Annotated in this window: 19 protein-coding genes and 1 pseudogene; 19 read left to right on the top strand and 1 reads right to left on the bottom strand. The window is 61.7% G+C overall.

Annotated features, from left to right (window positions below; all coding sequences use genetic code 11):
* Positions 1–343: 343 nt before the first annotated feature.
* Complete coding sequence (locus ABZO33_RS23925; RefSeq protein ID WP_050706358.1) at positions 344–1,072, bottom strand: XRE family transcriptional regulator; 729 nt, start codon at positions 1,070–1,072, stop codon at positions 344–346.
* Between ABZO33_RS23925 and ABZO33_RS23920 the strand changes: the two genes are divergently transcribed.
* From ABZO33_RS23920 to ABZO33_RS23830, 19 genes and pseudogenes are all read left to right on the top strand, one after another.
* Entirely contained in the window at positions 1,047–1,454 is a 408-nt protein-coding gene (locus tag ABZO33_RS23920; protein WP_414538060.1) for a helix-turn-helix transcriptional regulator, read from the top strand. The genes ABZO33_RS23925 and ABZO33_RS23920 overlap by 26 nt on opposite strands.
* A 147-nt stretch (positions 1,455–1,601) precedes the next feature.
* Positions 1,602–2,345 carry a helix-turn-helix domain-containing protein gene (locus tag ABZO33_RS23915; protein ID WP_414538059.1) on the top strand — a complete coding sequence of 248 codons (744 nt, stop codon included), beginning with the start codon at positions 1,602–1,604 and terminating at the stop codon, positions 2,343–2,345.
* Positions 2,342–3,025, top strand: a complete 684-nt coding sequence (locus ABZO33_RS23910) for a replication protein P (RefSeq protein WP_414538058.1) — start codon at positions 2,342–2,344, stop codon at positions 3,023–3,025. Before ABZO33_RS23915 ends, ABZO33_RS23910 begins: the two co-directional genes overlap by 4 nt.
* Positions 3,022–3,234 carry a hypothetical protein gene (locus ABZO33_RS23905; RefSeq protein WP_414538057.1) on the top strand — a complete coding sequence of 71 codons (213 nt, stop codon included), beginning with the start codon at positions 3,022–3,024 and terminating at the stop codon, positions 3,232–3,234. The genes ABZO33_RS23910 and ABZO33_RS23905 overlap by 4 nt, the downstream gene beginning before the upstream one ends.
* Positions 3,216–3,512 carry a DUF1364 domain-containing protein gene (locus ABZO33_RS23900; RefSeq protein ID WP_414538056.1) on the top strand — a complete coding sequence of 99 codons (297 nt, stop codon included), beginning with the start codon at positions 3,216–3,218 and terminating at the stop codon, positions 3,510–3,512. The genes ABZO33_RS23905 and ABZO33_RS23900 overlap by 19 nt, the downstream gene beginning before the upstream one ends.
* Entirely contained in the window at positions 3,509–4,810 is a 1,302-nt protein-coding gene (locus ABZO33_RS23895; protein WP_414538055.1) for a tyrosine-type recombinase/integrase, read from the top strand. Before ABZO33_RS23900 ends, ABZO33_RS23895 begins: the two co-directional genes overlap by 4 nt.
* A pseudogene (locus ABZO33_RS23890) lies at positions 4,807–5,123 on the top strand (hypothetical protein). Before ABZO33_RS23895 ends, ABZO33_RS23890 begins: the two are co-directional and overlap by 4 nt.
* Positions 5,124–5,133: 10 nt before the next feature.
* The gene (locus ABZO33_RS23885) at positions 5,134–5,820 is read left to right on the top strand and encodes a hypothetical protein (protein WP_414538054.1); all 687 of its coding nucleotides are present in this window, start codon (positions 5,134–5,136) and stop codon (positions 5,818–5,820) included.
* Positions 5,821–6,225 (top strand): hypothetical protein, encoded by a 405-nt coding sequence (locus ABZO33_RS23880; protein WP_414538053.1) that lies wholly within the window; start codon positions 5,821–5,823, stop codon positions 6,223–6,225. It abuts the gene before it with no gap.
* 126 nt (positions 6,226–6,351) lie between these two features.
* The gene (locus ABZO33_RS23875; RefSeq protein WP_414538052.1) at positions 6,352–6,666 is read left to right on the top strand and encodes a phage holin, lambda family; all 315 of its coding nucleotides are present in this window, start codon (positions 6,352–6,354) and stop codon (positions 6,664–6,666) included.
* Positions 6,667–6,669: 3 nt separating this feature from the next.
* The gene (locus ABZO33_RS23870; RefSeq protein ID WP_414538051.1) at positions 6,670–7,032 is read left to right on the top strand and encodes an HNH endonuclease; all 363 of its coding nucleotides are present in this window, start codon (positions 6,670–6,672) and stop codon (positions 7,030–7,032) included.
* A 163-nt stretch (positions 7,033–7,195) separates the two neighbouring features.
* Complete coding sequence (locus tag ABZO33_RS23865) at positions 7,196–7,672, top strand: phage terminase small subunit P27 family (RefSeq protein ID WP_414538050.1); 477 nt, start codon at positions 7,196–7,198, stop codon at positions 7,670–7,672.
* An 8-nt stretch (positions 7,673–7,680) separates the two neighbouring features.
* Positions 7,681–9,417, top strand: a complete 1,737-nt coding sequence (locus ABZO33_RS23860) for a terminase large subunit (protein ID WP_414538049.1) — start codon at positions 7,681–7,683, stop codon at positions 9,415–9,417.
* Positions 9,418–9,566: 149 nt separating this feature from the next.
* Positions 9,567–10,793, top strand: a complete 1,227-nt coding sequence (locus ABZO33_RS23855; RefSeq protein ID WP_414538048.1) for a phage portal protein — start codon at positions 9,567–9,569, stop codon at positions 10,791–10,793.
* A 3-nt stretch (positions 10,794–10,796) separates the two neighbouring features.
* The gene (locus tag ABZO33_RS23850) at positions 10,797–11,414 is read left to right on the top strand and encodes an HK97 family phage prohead protease (protein WP_414538047.1); all 618 of its coding nucleotides are present in this window, start codon (positions 10,797–10,799) and stop codon (positions 11,412–11,414) included.
* Between the two features lie 15 nt (positions 11,415–11,429).
* Positions 11,430–12,653 (top strand): phage major capsid protein, encoded by a 1,224-nt coding sequence (locus ABZO33_RS23845; protein ID WP_414538046.1) that lies wholly within the window; start codon positions 11,430–11,432, stop codon positions 12,651–12,653.
* Positions 12,654–12,667: 14 nt separating this feature from the next.
* Positions 12,668–13,051 (top strand): head-tail connector protein, encoded by a 384-nt coding sequence (locus ABZO33_RS23840; protein WP_414538045.1) that lies wholly within the window; start codon positions 12,668–12,670, stop codon positions 13,049–13,051.
* Positions 13,048–13,422, top strand: a complete 375-nt coding sequence (locus ABZO33_RS23835) for a head-tail adaptor protein (protein WP_414538044.1) — start codon at positions 13,048–13,050, stop codon at positions 13,420–13,422. The genes ABZO33_RS23840 and ABZO33_RS23835 overlap by 4 nt, the downstream gene beginning before the upstream one ends.
* Complete coding sequence (locus ABZO33_RS23830) at positions 13,400–13,834, top strand: hypothetical protein (RefSeq protein ID WP_241412604.1); 435 nt, start codon at positions 13,400–13,402, stop codon at positions 13,832–13,834. The genes ABZO33_RS23835 and ABZO33_RS23830 overlap by 23 nt, the downstream gene beginning before the upstream one ends.
* Positions 13,835–13,841: the final 7 nt, after the last annotated feature.

Genomic DNA, 13,841 nt, shown 5'->3' with positions numbered 1-13,841 from the left:
GGAATTAGGATCGCAGAAATTTCAACGCATTTTTAGCTCATTCTTGTTGCGCCGGCTTCGCTACTGGCAACAAGCCGGTTTCATTTCATTAGCTGTTATTCCAGCCGCGGCGTTCGCCCGCTGGAAAACTGATTTGGCGCTTTACGCTGCACGCCCAGGGCAGTTGCCACCCCTCTGAACAGTTGAGGCCTGTTCATCGCTGCCTTCGTTGCTGGCCGGTGTCGATCCGGCGAAGGCAAATATCACGTATTGTGTTAATTGATGTCAACACGAATCGTGATTATTTTTCAGGCACGCAACAAAAAGCCCGGCAGTTAGCCGGGCTTGGTTGGCGAAAGGAGTGCTACCAGAGGACCGAGGACCAGAAGACTTTCCCTAGAATGACGATCTCTTTAGCGACCATCTCTTCTGCGCTGTATTCCTCGTCAGGATGCTCATCACGGTTGAAGCTGCGCATCCTGATCCCACCACCAGGCAAGCGGTATAGGGTTTTCACCCGCAGCTGGCCGCCATGATTGATTGCGTACATCTTGCCATCGATTACGGTAGTGGCGCCCTGATCAACGCCGACGGTGCTTCCATCGGGTAGCACGGGCTCCATGCTATTGCCGCCAACGGTCACGCAAACTGCTTCGCTTGGTTGCACGTTCTGTCGGCGAAGGGTGATTTTGCCGAACCGCAATTTGCGCGTATGTGATTGCTCAACAACCGTGCGGCCTCGGCCTGCTGAAAGCTCGACCTCTTTCAGGTAGGGCACGTATACCTCATCTCCATCCAATGGCGTTTCGTCATCCCACACATCAAATGGGCCAATCATCGTCGCGTTTGATTCGACAGCCTCAGCGCCCGCTTCCGGGGCGCTCGGTTTGTAATCCAAGATGATTTCCGACTCATCCACACCAATCGCATTTGCGATTAGGCGCAGATCCGCGAGAGATGGCTCCCGCGTATCAGTTTCGTAGTTGCCCACCCGTGATTGGGATTTCCAGCCGCAGGCAGTCGCCAGCGCGGCCTGGGAGAGCCCGGCAGCCTTGCGGTGGCGTTTGATGCGTTGTCCGAGGGTCTCTTTCATAGCCGTGATTGTAATCACGTTACGAAATAGCTTGCTTTCACTCTTCGTGATTGAAAATAACACGTTACGTGTTTATCCTGGGGCCCAGTCAAGAGGAACCCCTATGAACCACGTTCGACAGATCCGAAAGGGGGCGGGTATCAGTCAGGCCAGTCTCCGGCGAAAGCTCGATTGGAACCAATCACGGCTCGCCAATTATGAGGCAGGGCGGAGGGCACCAGGGCTGGAAGAGGCTAGACAGATCGTCTCGGCCCTAAATCAACTTGGAGCGACTTGCGCCCTGGATGATGTTTTCCCTGTTTCAGCCGGAGGTCTGACGCCAAGTGGTGCAGATTCTGATCTAGCCAGCTCTGTACGAGTAGATGGCCAAAACACCTGCTAATTCATCCAGTACCCAAATCGCGGGCATAAAAAAACCGGGTGGCAGCCCGGCTTTCTCAACTTCTGAATCGGGATCAATTATGCATCTCTCCAATGCTGCGCGCAATGCTGCGCCTGTCGCTCTATGTCAATCGCAACGGTGGCAAGCGTGAGCGTACAAGCTATGACCTGGGCACTCGCCATTCCCAAAGCTGCACTTGAGAATCCTGCAGCGCGCCATGTACTGCTCTGCCTGGCCAATTACGCTGGCAGCGATGGAAGAGGGGCATTCCCTTCTGCCTCGACGCTCTCCGACGACACCGGCCTTTCTGAGCGAACAGTGCGGCTGAAACTTGATGAACTCGCCCAGGCCGGCTGGATTGCTGAGGGCAACCAGGCAATTGCTGCCGCCCATATCGATCGCCGCGACCGTCGCCCCGTCGTTTATGACCTCCTAATTAAGCGGGGTGCATCTGCTGCACCTCGTCCTGAACGGGGTGCAGGAAACCGCACGGGGTGCAGCTCGCAGCAGAACGGGGTGCAGCAAAACGCAGAACGGGGTGCAGCAGCTGCACCCAATCCGTCATTGAACCAATCTACTCTCTCTCAGCGCGAGCCGTTCGCAATGTCCCTCGAATGGGAACCGAATCCGGAACTGCTGAAAGCCTACGCCCGTCGGGCAGGTCTGACCCTGGATCAGTTCAACGCGGTTGCCATATCCGGCTTTGTGCTCCACCACGATGCCAAGGGCGTGGCCCAAACCGAAAAGCAGTGGCTGGCCGCTCTGGTCAGCTGGGTGAAGTCCGATCTCGCCCGCGCTGCGCGCTCTCCAGTTGTTCGCAGCAGCGGATCGCAGCGCTCCAGCTTCGATGACGATGACACATCGTGGATCGGGGAAGGGGGCGGCCAATGAATCAGGTGGCAACCGTGGCCCATGACTTGTGGGCAAAGGTCCAGGCTGGCCAATACGTGCCATCGGATTACTCGCTGCCTGCCGATGTGAAGGCCGAGCTCAATCGCAAAACTGCTGGGGTGATCAACGACCTGTTCCGCGATCTGCGCACGATCTGCAGCGCCTGGAAGCAGGCATGGCCGGATGAAGCGACGTACAAGGCGGCCAAGCAGCAGTGGCTAACCGCGTTTCTTGAGGCTGGCATCAACACCCCGGAGCAACTGCAGTTCGGTTTGATGCGCTGCCGGCAATCCGGCCGGGAGTTCATCCCGGCCCCCGGGAAGTTCATCGAGTGGTGCCAGCCTTCGCCCGAAATGCTGGGCCTTCCCCCGCTGGCAGCTGCATTCCGCGAGGCTTGCCGTAACGCGCACCCCGCCATGGCAGGGAAGGGCAAATGGACCCACGACGCGGTCTGGCACGCCGCCAAGGAAAGTGGTTTCGAGAACCTGAACAAGCTGGCTACCGATGTGAGCGCCAAGCTGTTCGAGCGCAACTACACGATTGCCGTTCGGCGCTTGGTCGCAGGTGAGCCGCTGCAGAGAATGCCGCTGGCTCTCCCTGCGGAGGTGCCAGGCCAGCGCACGCCAAAAGTGGGGAATGAAGCCCTGGCGGCGATCCGATCCAGGATGCTGCGCCGATGATCGAGCTTCCCGCACCTGACCTCACCGAATACCGATACGCGCTGTACTGCCGCTCCGACCTGTTCGGGCTCTCCAGTACCTCGCATCCACCCATTGCGCTCTACCGCGACGAAGCCGCGGCCATCGCTCATGGCGAACTCATGTGGCCGAGCGCTTACACCGTCATTGACCTTCATGGAGACGACAGCCCATGCGGCAATCGAAACTGACCAAGGCTGCACGCGGCCGGGAGTGCCAGGTGCGCATCCCGGGCATCTGCAACGGCAATCCCGAAACCACTGTGCTTGCCCACTACCGCCTGGCCGGCACCTGCGGCGTTGGCAAGAAGCCGCACGACCTGCAAGGCGCCTGGGCATGCTGCGCTTGCCATGACGTTTGTGATGGACGAAGCCGGGAGCTCGATCGCGATACGGTTCGCAGGTATCACGCTGAGGGCGTCATGCGTACTCAGGCTGTGATACTGAGCGAAAGCGTACCCTTCCAATGAGTGCGACCCGGGAAGTGAAGTTCAGCGAAGCCGAGGTGCGCCGCCAGGCCGCCGACAAGTCGGTACGCGATCTACGTGATCCACGACATCCTGGCCTTTACCTGCGGTTCTGGAGCAATCGCGAGCGGGGCACATGGCATCTGGTGCGCGGCAAGCAGTGGATGCCCCTTGCACGCTGGCCAGAACTGGGCGTGTCGGCGGTGCTGGCCGAGCTACCTGCGCTACGTCGACGCCTGCTGCGCAGTCCTGCCACTGCGCCGATTGCTTCGGGGATGGTCACCGTGGGCCAACTGCTCGACTGGTACGGCGACCGCATGGCCCGCGACCGCTCGCTGTCGGCCAAGCGCAAGGCCGGCGCCCGGTCGGCCATCGCCCAGCACCTGAAGCCACGACTGGATGACCTGCCCCTGGTCGAAGTGAGCGCTGACACCGTGGACAAGCAGCTGATGTGGCCATGCCAGGCCGAGGTGTCGCTGTCCTATCTGCGGCAGATGTTCGTGCTGCTGCTGACCGCCTTCCGCCAGGCCCGGCAGCTCGGCCTGATCGACCATAACCCCATGGCCGGAATGCGCTTCAACGACTTCACCAAGGCCAAGATCCTGCCCAAGGCAGCGCGCTTGCGTGACGTGCAGTTGCCCGAGCTGGTGCAGCAGCTGGCCCAGGCCTTCAAGGCGACCCCGGGTGACGCCATGTTGGCGGTGATGATGCTGGCTCACGGCACGCGGATTGGCGAGACCCGCATGGCGCGCTGGGCGGATATCTCCCTAGCGGCGGCCGAATGGTTCATCCCGGCGGCGAACACCAAGACCCGCACCGAGCATCGCCTGCCACTGACCGCCCAGCTCAAGGCGCTGCTGGTCCGCTACCGGGCCATTCAGCAGTCCCAAGGCTATGAGGGCGTGTACCTGTTCCCGAACCGTCGCGGCCTGTCGATGAGCGAGACCCAGGCCAGCATGGTGTTCACCCGGTTGGGGCAGGGCGCCTGGACCAGCCACGACCTGCGCAAGGTATCGCGCAGCACCTGGACCGACCTCGGCATCGACGGCCACATCGGCGAGATGCTGCTGAACCACACGCTGGGCAAGATCGCCAGCACATACATCCACACCCAAGCCATGCAGCAGCGCCGTGCAGCCCTGGAGAAGTGGCACGCCTGGTTAGATGGCATCGGCTTTGGTGCCATCCACGGCCTTACCGAGGCCTTATTTGAAATTTCGCAGAATTCGCCACAGGCCACGACTGCCGTGGCTTCGAGCAACCTTACCGAATTTGTAATTAGCGAGGATTCGAAAGCATGAAAAAGAGCCACGGACCGGCCCTGAAAAAGCCGGTGATCGAACTGGCTCAATGTCCGGGCTGCTACGGAAAGGCTGTCATCAAGGGCGTATTTCACGATCTGTCTTGCGACCGCTGCAGCGCCTCAGGCTGGGTAGCGGCTGCGACCGGCGAGGCCCTGGCATTGGATGAACTGGTGACCCAGCTCAGCATGAGGCTGCAGGCCGCGACGCGGCAGATCGAGCAGTTGAAAAGACCTCAGGCCGGCGGGCCGGAGGCTGGATATCAGGAAGGCAACCGGCTCGGCGCCGGCGGACCAACTACACCGGGGATTGAGGGGAAAGGGATGATTTACAACAGCGTATCGGGTGCAGTAGTTGCCGCTCTGGCGGCAGGAGAGAAGGGCGCTGCGAAAGGCCAGGCATGGCAGAAGCTATATAGGTCGGTAGAAGAAGAGGGCGGGTGCCTCGCCTCGCTTGGTGGTAACTCGGGTGGATTTGACCGGGCTCAAGTGGATTATTGGCTGTCGGCGCGCCTGCATCACATGCTCAAGGGCAGGCACTGGGATGCCTTGGTCGCCAAGTACAGCACCAATAAGGCCAAGAAGGTGCAGGCCATCACGCTGGTAAGGCCGCTCATCGCGAGCCCGGCCTCGGCGCTCTTCATCTACAAAGCAGTCACTGCCTGGGCCATTCCGAAGCTCAAGGGCGCGCGCCGCAAAGCCCCGCAATCTGTTTCGGTGAGCATCCCGTTGGATGCGTCGCCATGGCGCCGCGAGGCCACTGTGAACGCTGCGGTTGCCGCCGGCCATGCCGCGAAGAAGCGCATCGAGGCGCTCGAAGAGGATGTGATCATCCTGCCGGACAGCTTCTACGACATGAACACTTGGGACCTCGACGCTACGCCGGAGCCAACGCGACGACGCTGGAGGCAGGGTATCAACGAGAAACTTGACGGTATGGTCAACGACGCGATGGCCGAAGTTCGGTTGCTTCTGGAGGCTGAGGGACTATTGATGGACGAGGCCGCGTGATTGCCTGTTGACATCAGTGAGCGACTGAGCGAAATTATCCCCATCCTGTCATTCCTGCGCGTTTTGAGGACTGATAAGCAAAAGCCCGGCCATTGTGTCGGGCTTTTTGTTGAATTCGATTTCTTAGCGGTTTACCGTTCGCTCCTCATCAAAGGAGCGTGCATGAAGAAGGTTTCTGCTGTTCAACATACCCTTGCTCAAGCTGTGAAGCTCAATAGCCGCCTTGCCGAGGGCATTCAGATCGGGCCAGACGAGCCAGATTTCGTATGGGTTGTGTTTTCCGGTGAAATGGTGGTGGGTGTATTCAAGGACTGGCCATCGGCGAGCGCAAAAGTAGGTGAGATAGAAAGGATTCAATTGAGGAATTGGCTTGAGCTCAATAAAACTTCAGAACTAAATTTATAGGTCAGTGGACTGCTATATCGACTGGCTAAGCCGGATAATCACCGGTCTCTACCCTATACAAGCCTCGGCATTTGCCGGGGCTTTTTATTTTCGCTCCCTGAAACGGGAGACACGGAGATGCCTGACATGCCTGAGAAGGATCCTGGCCTGTGGGCCACTGTGCTCGCGTGGCTGATTGCACATCAGCCGCAGTTGGCCACCGGCGGCATAGCTGCTGCTGTGGCAATGTGCCGCGTCATCTATGGCGGCGGCCGAGGTCGCAAGGTTGTACTTGAGGGAGCGCTCTGCGGCCTTATCGCAATCAGCTTGCTGCCAGTGCTGGAGTACTTTGCACTGCCAGCCAATCTGTCCGTGTTTGCGGGCTGCATGGTCGGCTTCATAGGGGTCGATAAGCTGCGCGAGTACTCCGACCGTTTCATGAACCGCAAGGTAGAGGGCTGATACATGCCGCCGAAGGCCAAGCGCCCGTGCCGAGTACCGTTGTGCCCAGGTAAGACCAGCCATAGCCACGGCTACTGTGACGCTCATGCGTCGCTGGCTGTGGGGTGGAACAACCCCGCGCGCGGAACAGCTGAGCAGCGCGGGTACGATTGGCGGTGGCGCAAGCTGGCCAAGGCAGTGCTCAAACGTGATCGGCATCTGTGTCAGTGCGAAGACTGCAAAGGAAAGTGCCTACCAGCGACAGAAGTCGACCACAAAACACCGAAAAGTCGCGGTGGAACGGACGATTTCGACAACCTGCAGGCGATCAATACCGACTGCCACCGCCGCAAAACGCAGCGTGAAGCGGCAGAGGCGCGCCGTTGATCTTGAGCCGATCAGGCGCCAAAAAGTGGTCGAAAAATCACCAAATTGGGGGGCGGGGCAAAATCTCTGCAGCTTCGCCCCTTCTCCACCGATCGCCCAGCCTTTTTCACACACCCGCGAAATTAAAAAAAATCGCATTCCAGAAAATCGGGAGGCCTGAACGATGGGGCGACCCGCGAAACCTACCGCCCTCAAGCTGCTGCAGGGCAATCCCGGCAAGCGAAAACTCAAGAAGGACGGCCCCGCGCCGGCGCCGCTGGCGGAAACCCCGGACGCCCCGGAGTGGCTGGGGGAATGGGCCATTGAAATGTGGGACGCCATTGCGCCCTGGTTGACCCAGACCGGGATCATGACCCGCACCGACACGCACAACCTGGCGGTCTTCTGCGCCGCCTATGAGCGGTGGCGGCTGGCTGAGGTAGAAGTGGCCAGCAATGGCATCACCGTCGTGGACGCCAAGGGCGTGCTCAAGAAAAACCCCGCCTGCACCGTGATCAATGAGGCGCTGCGTCAGCTGGCCAGCTTCGGGGCAGCCCTCGGGCTGGACCCGGCCAGCCGTGCGCGCCTGATGGGCAGTGGCGGGCCGGAGAAACCAGAAAACCCGTTCATCGTGCTCAAAGGAGGGCGGGCCTCGAAGTGAGTTAGGACATGGCCAGCTACCCAAACGTAAACGCGGCGAACAAGTACGCCCGCGACGTGGTGGCCGGCAAGATCGCAGCATGCAAGTACGTGCGTCGTGCCTGCCGGCTTCACCTGGAAGATCTGGCCAAGTCGAAGAAGCGCGGCTTTCGCTGGACCTTCGACCGCGACACGGCCGAGCAGGTGGCGGTGTTCATTCAGCTGCTGCCGCACGCCAAAGGTAAATGGGCGGCGCTGCGTGAGCTGATCAAGCTGGAGCCGTGGCAGCTGTTCATCTTCTGCAGCATCTTCGGTTGGGTCGACAAGAAGACCCGCCGCCGGCGGTACCGCGAGGTTTACATCGAGGTGCCGCGCAAGAACGGCAAGAGCGTGTTGGCCGCTGGCGTCGGCCTGTACATGCTGGTCATGGACGGGGAATTCGGCGCTGAGGTGTATTGCGGTGCGACCACCGAGCGGCAGGCCTGGGAGGTGTTCAAGCCGGCGCGGCAGATGGTGCGACGCACCCCCGAACTGGTCGAAGCCTTCGGCATCCAGGTCGCGGCGAAGAACCTGTCGGTGATCGGTGACGAAAGCAAGTTTGAGCCGCTGATCGGTGACCCCGGCGACGGTCAGTCGCCGAGCTGCGCCATCGTGGACGAGTTCCACGAACACACCTCGGCCGCGCTCTACGAAACCATGCTGACCGGCATGGGCGCCCGCGATCAGCCGATGATGTTCGCCATCACCACGGCGGGCTACAACATCGCCGGGCCGTGCTACCTGCAGCGCGCCCAGGTGATCGACAAGCTGGAAGGGACGGTGCCGAACGACGAGTTGTTCGGGATCATCTACACGATTGACGAGGACGACGACTGGAAAGACCCAGCGGTCCTGCGTAAGGCCAACCCCAACTATGGCGTCTCGGTCGGGGCTGAGTACCTGCTGAAACGCCAGGCTGATGCGACGCGTTACCCGTCACGGCAAAACGCGTTCAAGACCAAGCACCTCAACATCTGGGTAAGCGCCAAGGAAGCCTGGCTGAATATGGCCGACTGGGAGGCGTGTGGTGACCCCACGCTGACCCTGGATCAGTTCCTGGGGCAACGCTGCTGGATTGGCATTGACCTGGCCAGCAAATCGGATATCTGCGCGGTGTCGCTGGCGTTCCTGGACAAGGTGGAGCTGGTCCCGGGGAGCGGCAAGTGGGTCAACCGCTGGACCATCTTCTGCAAGTCGTTCTTGCCCGAAGGCGCGATAGAGCGGGGCGGGCCGAACAAGGCCGCTTACGAGGCCTGGGCCAATGCCGGGCTGCTGGAAATCTGCGACGGCGAAGAAATGGACTTCGACCTGGTGCGCGACATGGTGGGCGAGTTCGCCGCGATGTTCGATGTGCAGGAGGTGGCCTACGACAAATGGCGCGCTACCCAGCTGGCCCACCAGCTGCAGAAAGACGGCGCCGAGGTGGTCGAGATGGGCGGTGGCGTGGCCAGCATGAACTTGCCCATGCGCGAGCTGGAGGCGGCGCTGCTGTCCGGCCGTGTGCGCCACTCCAGCGACCCAGTGTTGGCCTGGCAGGCCGGAAACGTCGTGGTGCGTCCGTACAAGGGCTGCATCACGCCGATGAAGGCCGACGAAGGCAAGACCGACATGCGCAAAATCGACGGCATTGTCGCCGCGCTGATGGCGATGAACCGCGCCATGGTCAGCGAATTTGAGCCGGAAGGGCTGTTGGCCAGCCTGACCGAAGACGACCTATTAGCTATGTGAGCCCCTACGATGAAATGGCTTCCTGAATCTATCGGGACGGCAGGCTTTTGCCTGTTTGTCGCGGGCCTCTACGTCCAGTTCGGGGCGGGTGTGGCCTTGATGGTCGGTGGCGGCCTGCTGTTGGCCGGCGCCGCCAAGGCGGTGTGGCGATGATCCTGGGCGCGATGTTCGAGCAGCGCAGCAGCCTTGAAGTGCCTAGCACGCCGATGAACAGCAAGGAGCTGACCGAATACCTGTTCGAAGGGCAGGGCATCAGCGTCAGCCCGGCTTCGGCCATGCGCCTGACGGCGGTGTATGCCTGCATCTACGTGCTGTCCAGCTCCATGGCCCAGCTGCCGCTGAGCGTGCTGCGCAAGGTCAACGGGCGGATCGAGGTGGCCACCGACCACCCGGCCCATTACCTGCTGCACGACGAGCCGAACACCTGGCAGACCTCCTACCGCTGGCGGGAAACCAAGCAGGCGCATGTGCTCGGCTGGGGCAACGGCTACACCCGAGCGGTACGCAGTCGTCGCGGTGAATTGCTGTCGCTGGAAATGCACGAGCCGCAACACACCGAGCTGGTGAAGAACGGCAATCGCTGGGTGTACTCGACCCAGGATGAAGACGGCGCGCCGCTAGCGGTGTCGCCCGAGGACATGATTCACCTGCGCGCCATCGGCTCGCACCGGCGCATGGGTATCAGCCCCATCCGGCAGAACGCCGACACCATTGGCCTGAGCATGGCCACGGTGCGCTACGGCAAGGAGTTTTTCGAGGGTGGCGGCCGGCCTACGGGCCTGGTCACCGTCAAGGACGGGAAGCTGGATAACGCCAGTTGGGAGCGTCTGAAAACGGTCTGGCGCGCCGCCGTGGAACGGCTCAAGCGTTCGGACAACAAGACGCTGCTGTTGCCGGCTGACCTCGATTACAGGGCGCTGACCATCGCGCCCGAGGATGCGCAATTTCTCGAGACTCGCAAGCTGACCCGCAGCGAGATTGCCAGCATCTTCAACGTGCCGGCGCACATGATCAACGACCTGGAAAAGGCCACGTTCTCGAACATCAGCGAACAGGCCATCCAATTCGTGCGCCACACGGTCATGCCGTGGGTGAAGAACTGGGAGGAAGAAGTTAACCGCCGCGTCTTCACCCGCGCCGAGCGCATGGCCGGCTACTACGTCAAGTTCAACCTGGCCGGCCTGTTGCGCGGCACCCCGAAAGAGCGCGCCGAGTTCTACCGCATCGCCATTCAAGACGGCTGGATGAGCCGCAACGAAGTGCGCGTGCTGGAAGACCTCAACCAGCTGGAAGGCCTCGACTCCATGTTGCTCAACGTCAACACGCAACTGCTCGGCGCCGATGGCAAGCCGTTACCCGTAACGACGCAGGAATAACCCATGAGTGAATTCGAACAACGCATGCTGCAGGCGCAGCATTGCGAGCTTCGTGCTGTGCAGCCGGATGAGCAGGGCAGCGCGCCGAAGATCGCCGGCTATGCCGCTGTCTTCAACCAGCGTAGCGACCTGCTGGGCGGCACCTTCGTGGAAATCATCGCCCCGGGTGCGTTTGACGACGTGCTGAACCAGGACACCCGGGCGCTGTTCAACCATGACCCGACCTACCTGCTGGGCCGCACGGCCAGCGGCACGCTGCGCCTGACCGTGGATGAACGCGGCCTGGCCTACGAAATCGACACGCCCAACACCCAGACCATCCGCGACCTGGTGGTCGAGCCGCTGCGCCGTGGCGACATGAGCGGCAGCAGCTTCGCCATGCGCGTGGCCAAGGGCGGCGATACCTGGCACGAGGAAAAGGACGGGCTGATTGTCCGCACCATTTTCAGGATCGCCGAGCTGCGCGACGTAGGGCCGGTGGCATTCCCGGCTTACCCCGACTCCAGCGCTGCCCAGCGCTCCCTGACTGCCTGGAAGCAGGCGCAAACCGAAGGCGACGAAGCCCGCGCACATTTCGAGCGCGAGGCCCGCGAGCGCCTGCTTGACCTCAACGAACTGTGATCCCAAGGGGGAGCTATGACCCTGCAACAACTGAAAGAAGCCTATAACAAGCTGTCGGCCGAAATGCGCTCGCTGCACGAAACCACCCCGGACGACGGCTGGACCGGTGAAGTCCGCAGCAAGTGGGAAGGCATGAAAGCCGACCTCAAGGCACTCAAGGACAAGATCGAGCGCGAAGAAGAACTGCGCGCCCAGGATCAGAGCTTTGTCGAAGGCCTGGACCGTGAACGCCCGAACAGCGCGCCGCAGAACGAAGCCGACACCGAGCAGCGCAGCGCCTGGGATAACTGGGTGCGTCGTGGCCTGGAGTATCTGACCCCCGAGCAGCGCTCCGTGGTTCTGGAAATGCGCGCTCAAGGCACCAACCCGAACGAGGCGGGCGGTTTCACCGTGCCGACCACCCTGCAGGCCAAAGTGATCGAATCGCTGGTGACCTACGGCGGTATTGCTTCGGTGTGCCAGCTGCTGCAGACCGACAACGGCGCGCCCATCGCCTGGGCCACCAGCAACGGCGGTGAGGAAGAGGGCGAGCTGATCGGCGAGAACAAGGCCGCCGGCGAAAAGGATGTCGAGTTCGGCATGGGCACCCTCGGGTCGCACACCATCAGTTCGCGAATCATCCGCGTTTCTGAACAGCTGCTGCAGGACTCAGGCATTGACATGGAAGGCTACCTGGCCGGCCGCATCGGCAAGCGCGTGTCGCGTACCCGTAACCGCCTGATCGTCCAGGGCACCGGCGCCGGTGAAACCGCCGATGCGCCCGCGCAGCCGAAGGGCCTGGAATACTCGACCCCTCAAGGTGCCATGACCGCCAAGGCCACCGCGTTCACCTGGCAGGAGGTCAACAACCTGATTCACTCCATTGACCCGGCGTATCGTGCGGCGGCCAAGTTCCGCTTGGCGTTCAACGACAAGACGCTGCAGGCGATGGAAGAAATGGTGGATGCCAATAACCGCCCGCTGTGGCTGCCCGGCATCGACAGCGACCGTCCGGCCACCATCCTCAAGCATCAGTACGTGATCGATCAGGCCGTTGCCGATATCGGCGCCGGCAAGAAATTCATGTATGCCGGCGACTTCAACGAACTGGTGCTGCGCGCGGTCCGTAGCCTGACCCTCAAGCGCCTGGTGGAGCGTTACGCCGAGTACGGCCAGGTCGGTTTCCTGGCGTTCGTGCGCTTCGGCCTGGTGCTGCAGGACACCGCCGCCATCAAGCACCTGGTGGGCAAGACCGCCTGACGGGAGGGTTGCCCATGCTGAAGCTTGAGCAGATCAAGAGCCATTGCAAGCTGGAGCTGGACGAAACCGAGGAAGACACGCTGCTGCGGGCCTACGCCCGCGCAGCACGTCGCCAGGTCGAGAAGGACAGCGGCCGGCGGTTGTACTGGGTCACGCTGCCGGCCGACGCGCCGGCAGACGCGACCGGCGATGAAGCCTACCTGCGTGGGCTGCTGCCGATCGATGCGCCGGAGAACGCGTTACCCGTAACGGATGACGTGGAGCTGGCCATGCTGCTGTTGGTCGCTCACTGGCACCGCAACCGCGAGCCGGTAACCGAGTCGACCAGCAACGGTACCAAGGCGATGCCGCTGGCCTATGACGCCCTGGTGCAGCCTTACCGCTGGTTCACGCTGTGAGGGAGCCGGAAGCGGGCGAACTGCGCACCCGGGCGGTGGTGCGCATCCGCAATGACACGCCAAAAGGCTCTGCAAGCCTTGAGTCAAATTACGAGCCGGTGGCCAAACGCTGGTGCAAGATCGAGCCGTTAGGCACGGCCACCTACACCGGGTCGGTGCAGACCGGTACGACCATCACCCATCGCATCTATTGCCGGTTCGTGCGTGACCTGGACACGCGGCATGAACTGGTCGCCGGTGGCCGGGTGTTCCGCGTCAAGCGGGCTACCGGCATGCGTGGGCGGCAAGTGTGGTCGGTGATCGAGGTCGAGGAACTGCAGGCGGTGAATGCGCCGGCGGGAGGTAGCCGTGGCCAACTCCGTTTCAATTGACGGTTATTTGCATGTCGAGGGCTTCGACAAGTTCGACCAAGAGGCCTTCAACAAGCGGAAGATCCGCGCCGGCATGCGTAAGGTTGGCCAGCTGATCACCGGCCGGGCACAGATGAATCTAGCGCTCGGCGGTGGCCAGGACGGCTACCCCGTAAACCGTAGCGGGGCCACCACCGACTCCATCGGCTACAAGGTGTCGCGCTCGGGCTTTCTGGTGCGTGTCGCACCCAGCAAGACCGCGAGCATGAGGGCCTTCTATCCCGCTTACCTGCACTACGGCGTGCGCCGCAAGAGTGGGGGCGGGTGGCGGATCAAACCCCGCGACAACTACATGACCGACGCCCTGGTCGACAGCCGAGACGAGGTGCGGCGCATCCTGCAGCAGGCCTTTGCCGCCGCGCTGCTCAACTGAGTACCTG

The organism is Pseudomonas sp. CAM1A, assembly GCF_047501685.1.
In the GTDB taxonomy this organism is placed as follows: Bacteria; Pseudomonadota; Gammaproteobacteria; order Pseudomonadales; family Pseudomonadaceae; genus Aquipseudomonas.
Note: the sequence above shows the minus strand (reverse complement) of the source record. Positions and strands in the feature narration are given on the sequence as shown.

Coding starts and splice junctions, on each gene's coding strand:
- ABZO33_RS23925 (WP_050706358.1), bottom strand. CDS start 1,072: ATGAAAGAGACCCTCGGACAACGCATCAAACGCCACCGCAAGGCTGCC.
- ABZO33_RS23910 (WP_414538058.1), top strand. CDS start 2,342: ATGAATCAGGTGGCAACCGTGGCCCATGACTTGTGGGCAAAGGTCCAG.
- ABZO33_RS23875 (WP_414538052.1), top strand. CDS start 6,352: ATGCCTGAGAAGGATCCTGGCCTGTGGGCCACTGTGCTCGCGTGGCTG.
- ABZO33_RS23900 (WP_414538056.1), top strand. CDS start 3,216: ATGCGGCAATCGAAACTGACCAAGGCTGCACGCGGCCGGGAGTGCCAG.
- ABZO33_RS23920 (WP_414538060.1), top strand. CDS start 1,047: ATGCGTTGTCCGAGGGTCTCTTTCATAGCCGTGATTGTAATCACGTTA.
- ABZO33_RS23855 (WP_414538048.1), top strand. CDS start 9,567: ATGATCCTGGGCGCGATGTTCGAGCAGCGCAGCAGCCTTGAAGTGCCT.
- ABZO33_RS23870 (WP_414538051.1), top strand. CDS start 6,670: ATGCCGCCGAAGGCCAAGCGCCCGTGCCGAGTACCGTTGTGCCCAGGT.
- ABZO33_RS23850 (WP_414538047.1), top strand. CDS start 10,797: ATGAGTGAATTCGAACAACGCATGCTGCAGGCGCAGCATTGCGAGCTT.
- ABZO33_RS23885 (WP_414538054.1), top strand. CDS start 5,134: ATGATTTACAACAGCGTATCGGGTGCAGTAGTTGCCGCTCTGGCGGCA.
- ABZO33_RS23895 (WP_414538055.1), top strand. CDS start 3,509: ATGAGTGCGACCCGGGAAGTGAAGTTCAGCGAAGCCGAGGTGCGCCGC.
- ABZO33_RS23860 (WP_414538049.1), top strand. CDS start 7,681: ATGGCCAGCTACCCAAACGTAAACGCGGCGAACAAGTACGCCCGCGAC.
- ABZO33_RS23865 (WP_414538050.1), top strand. CDS start 7,196: ATGGGGCGACCCGCGAAACCTACCGCCCTCAAGCTGCTGCAGGGCAAT.
- ABZO33_RS23905 (WP_414538057.1), top strand. CDS start 3,022: ATGATCGAGCTTCCCGCACCTGACCTCACCGAATACCGATACGCGCTG.
- ABZO33_RS23840 (WP_414538045.1), top strand. CDS start 12,668: ATGCTGAAGCTTGAGCAGATCAAGAGCCATTGCAAGCTGGAGCTGGAC.
- ABZO33_RS23845 (WP_414538046.1), top strand. CDS start 11,430: ATGACCCTGCAACAACTGAAAGAAGCCTATAACAAGCTGTCGGCCGAA.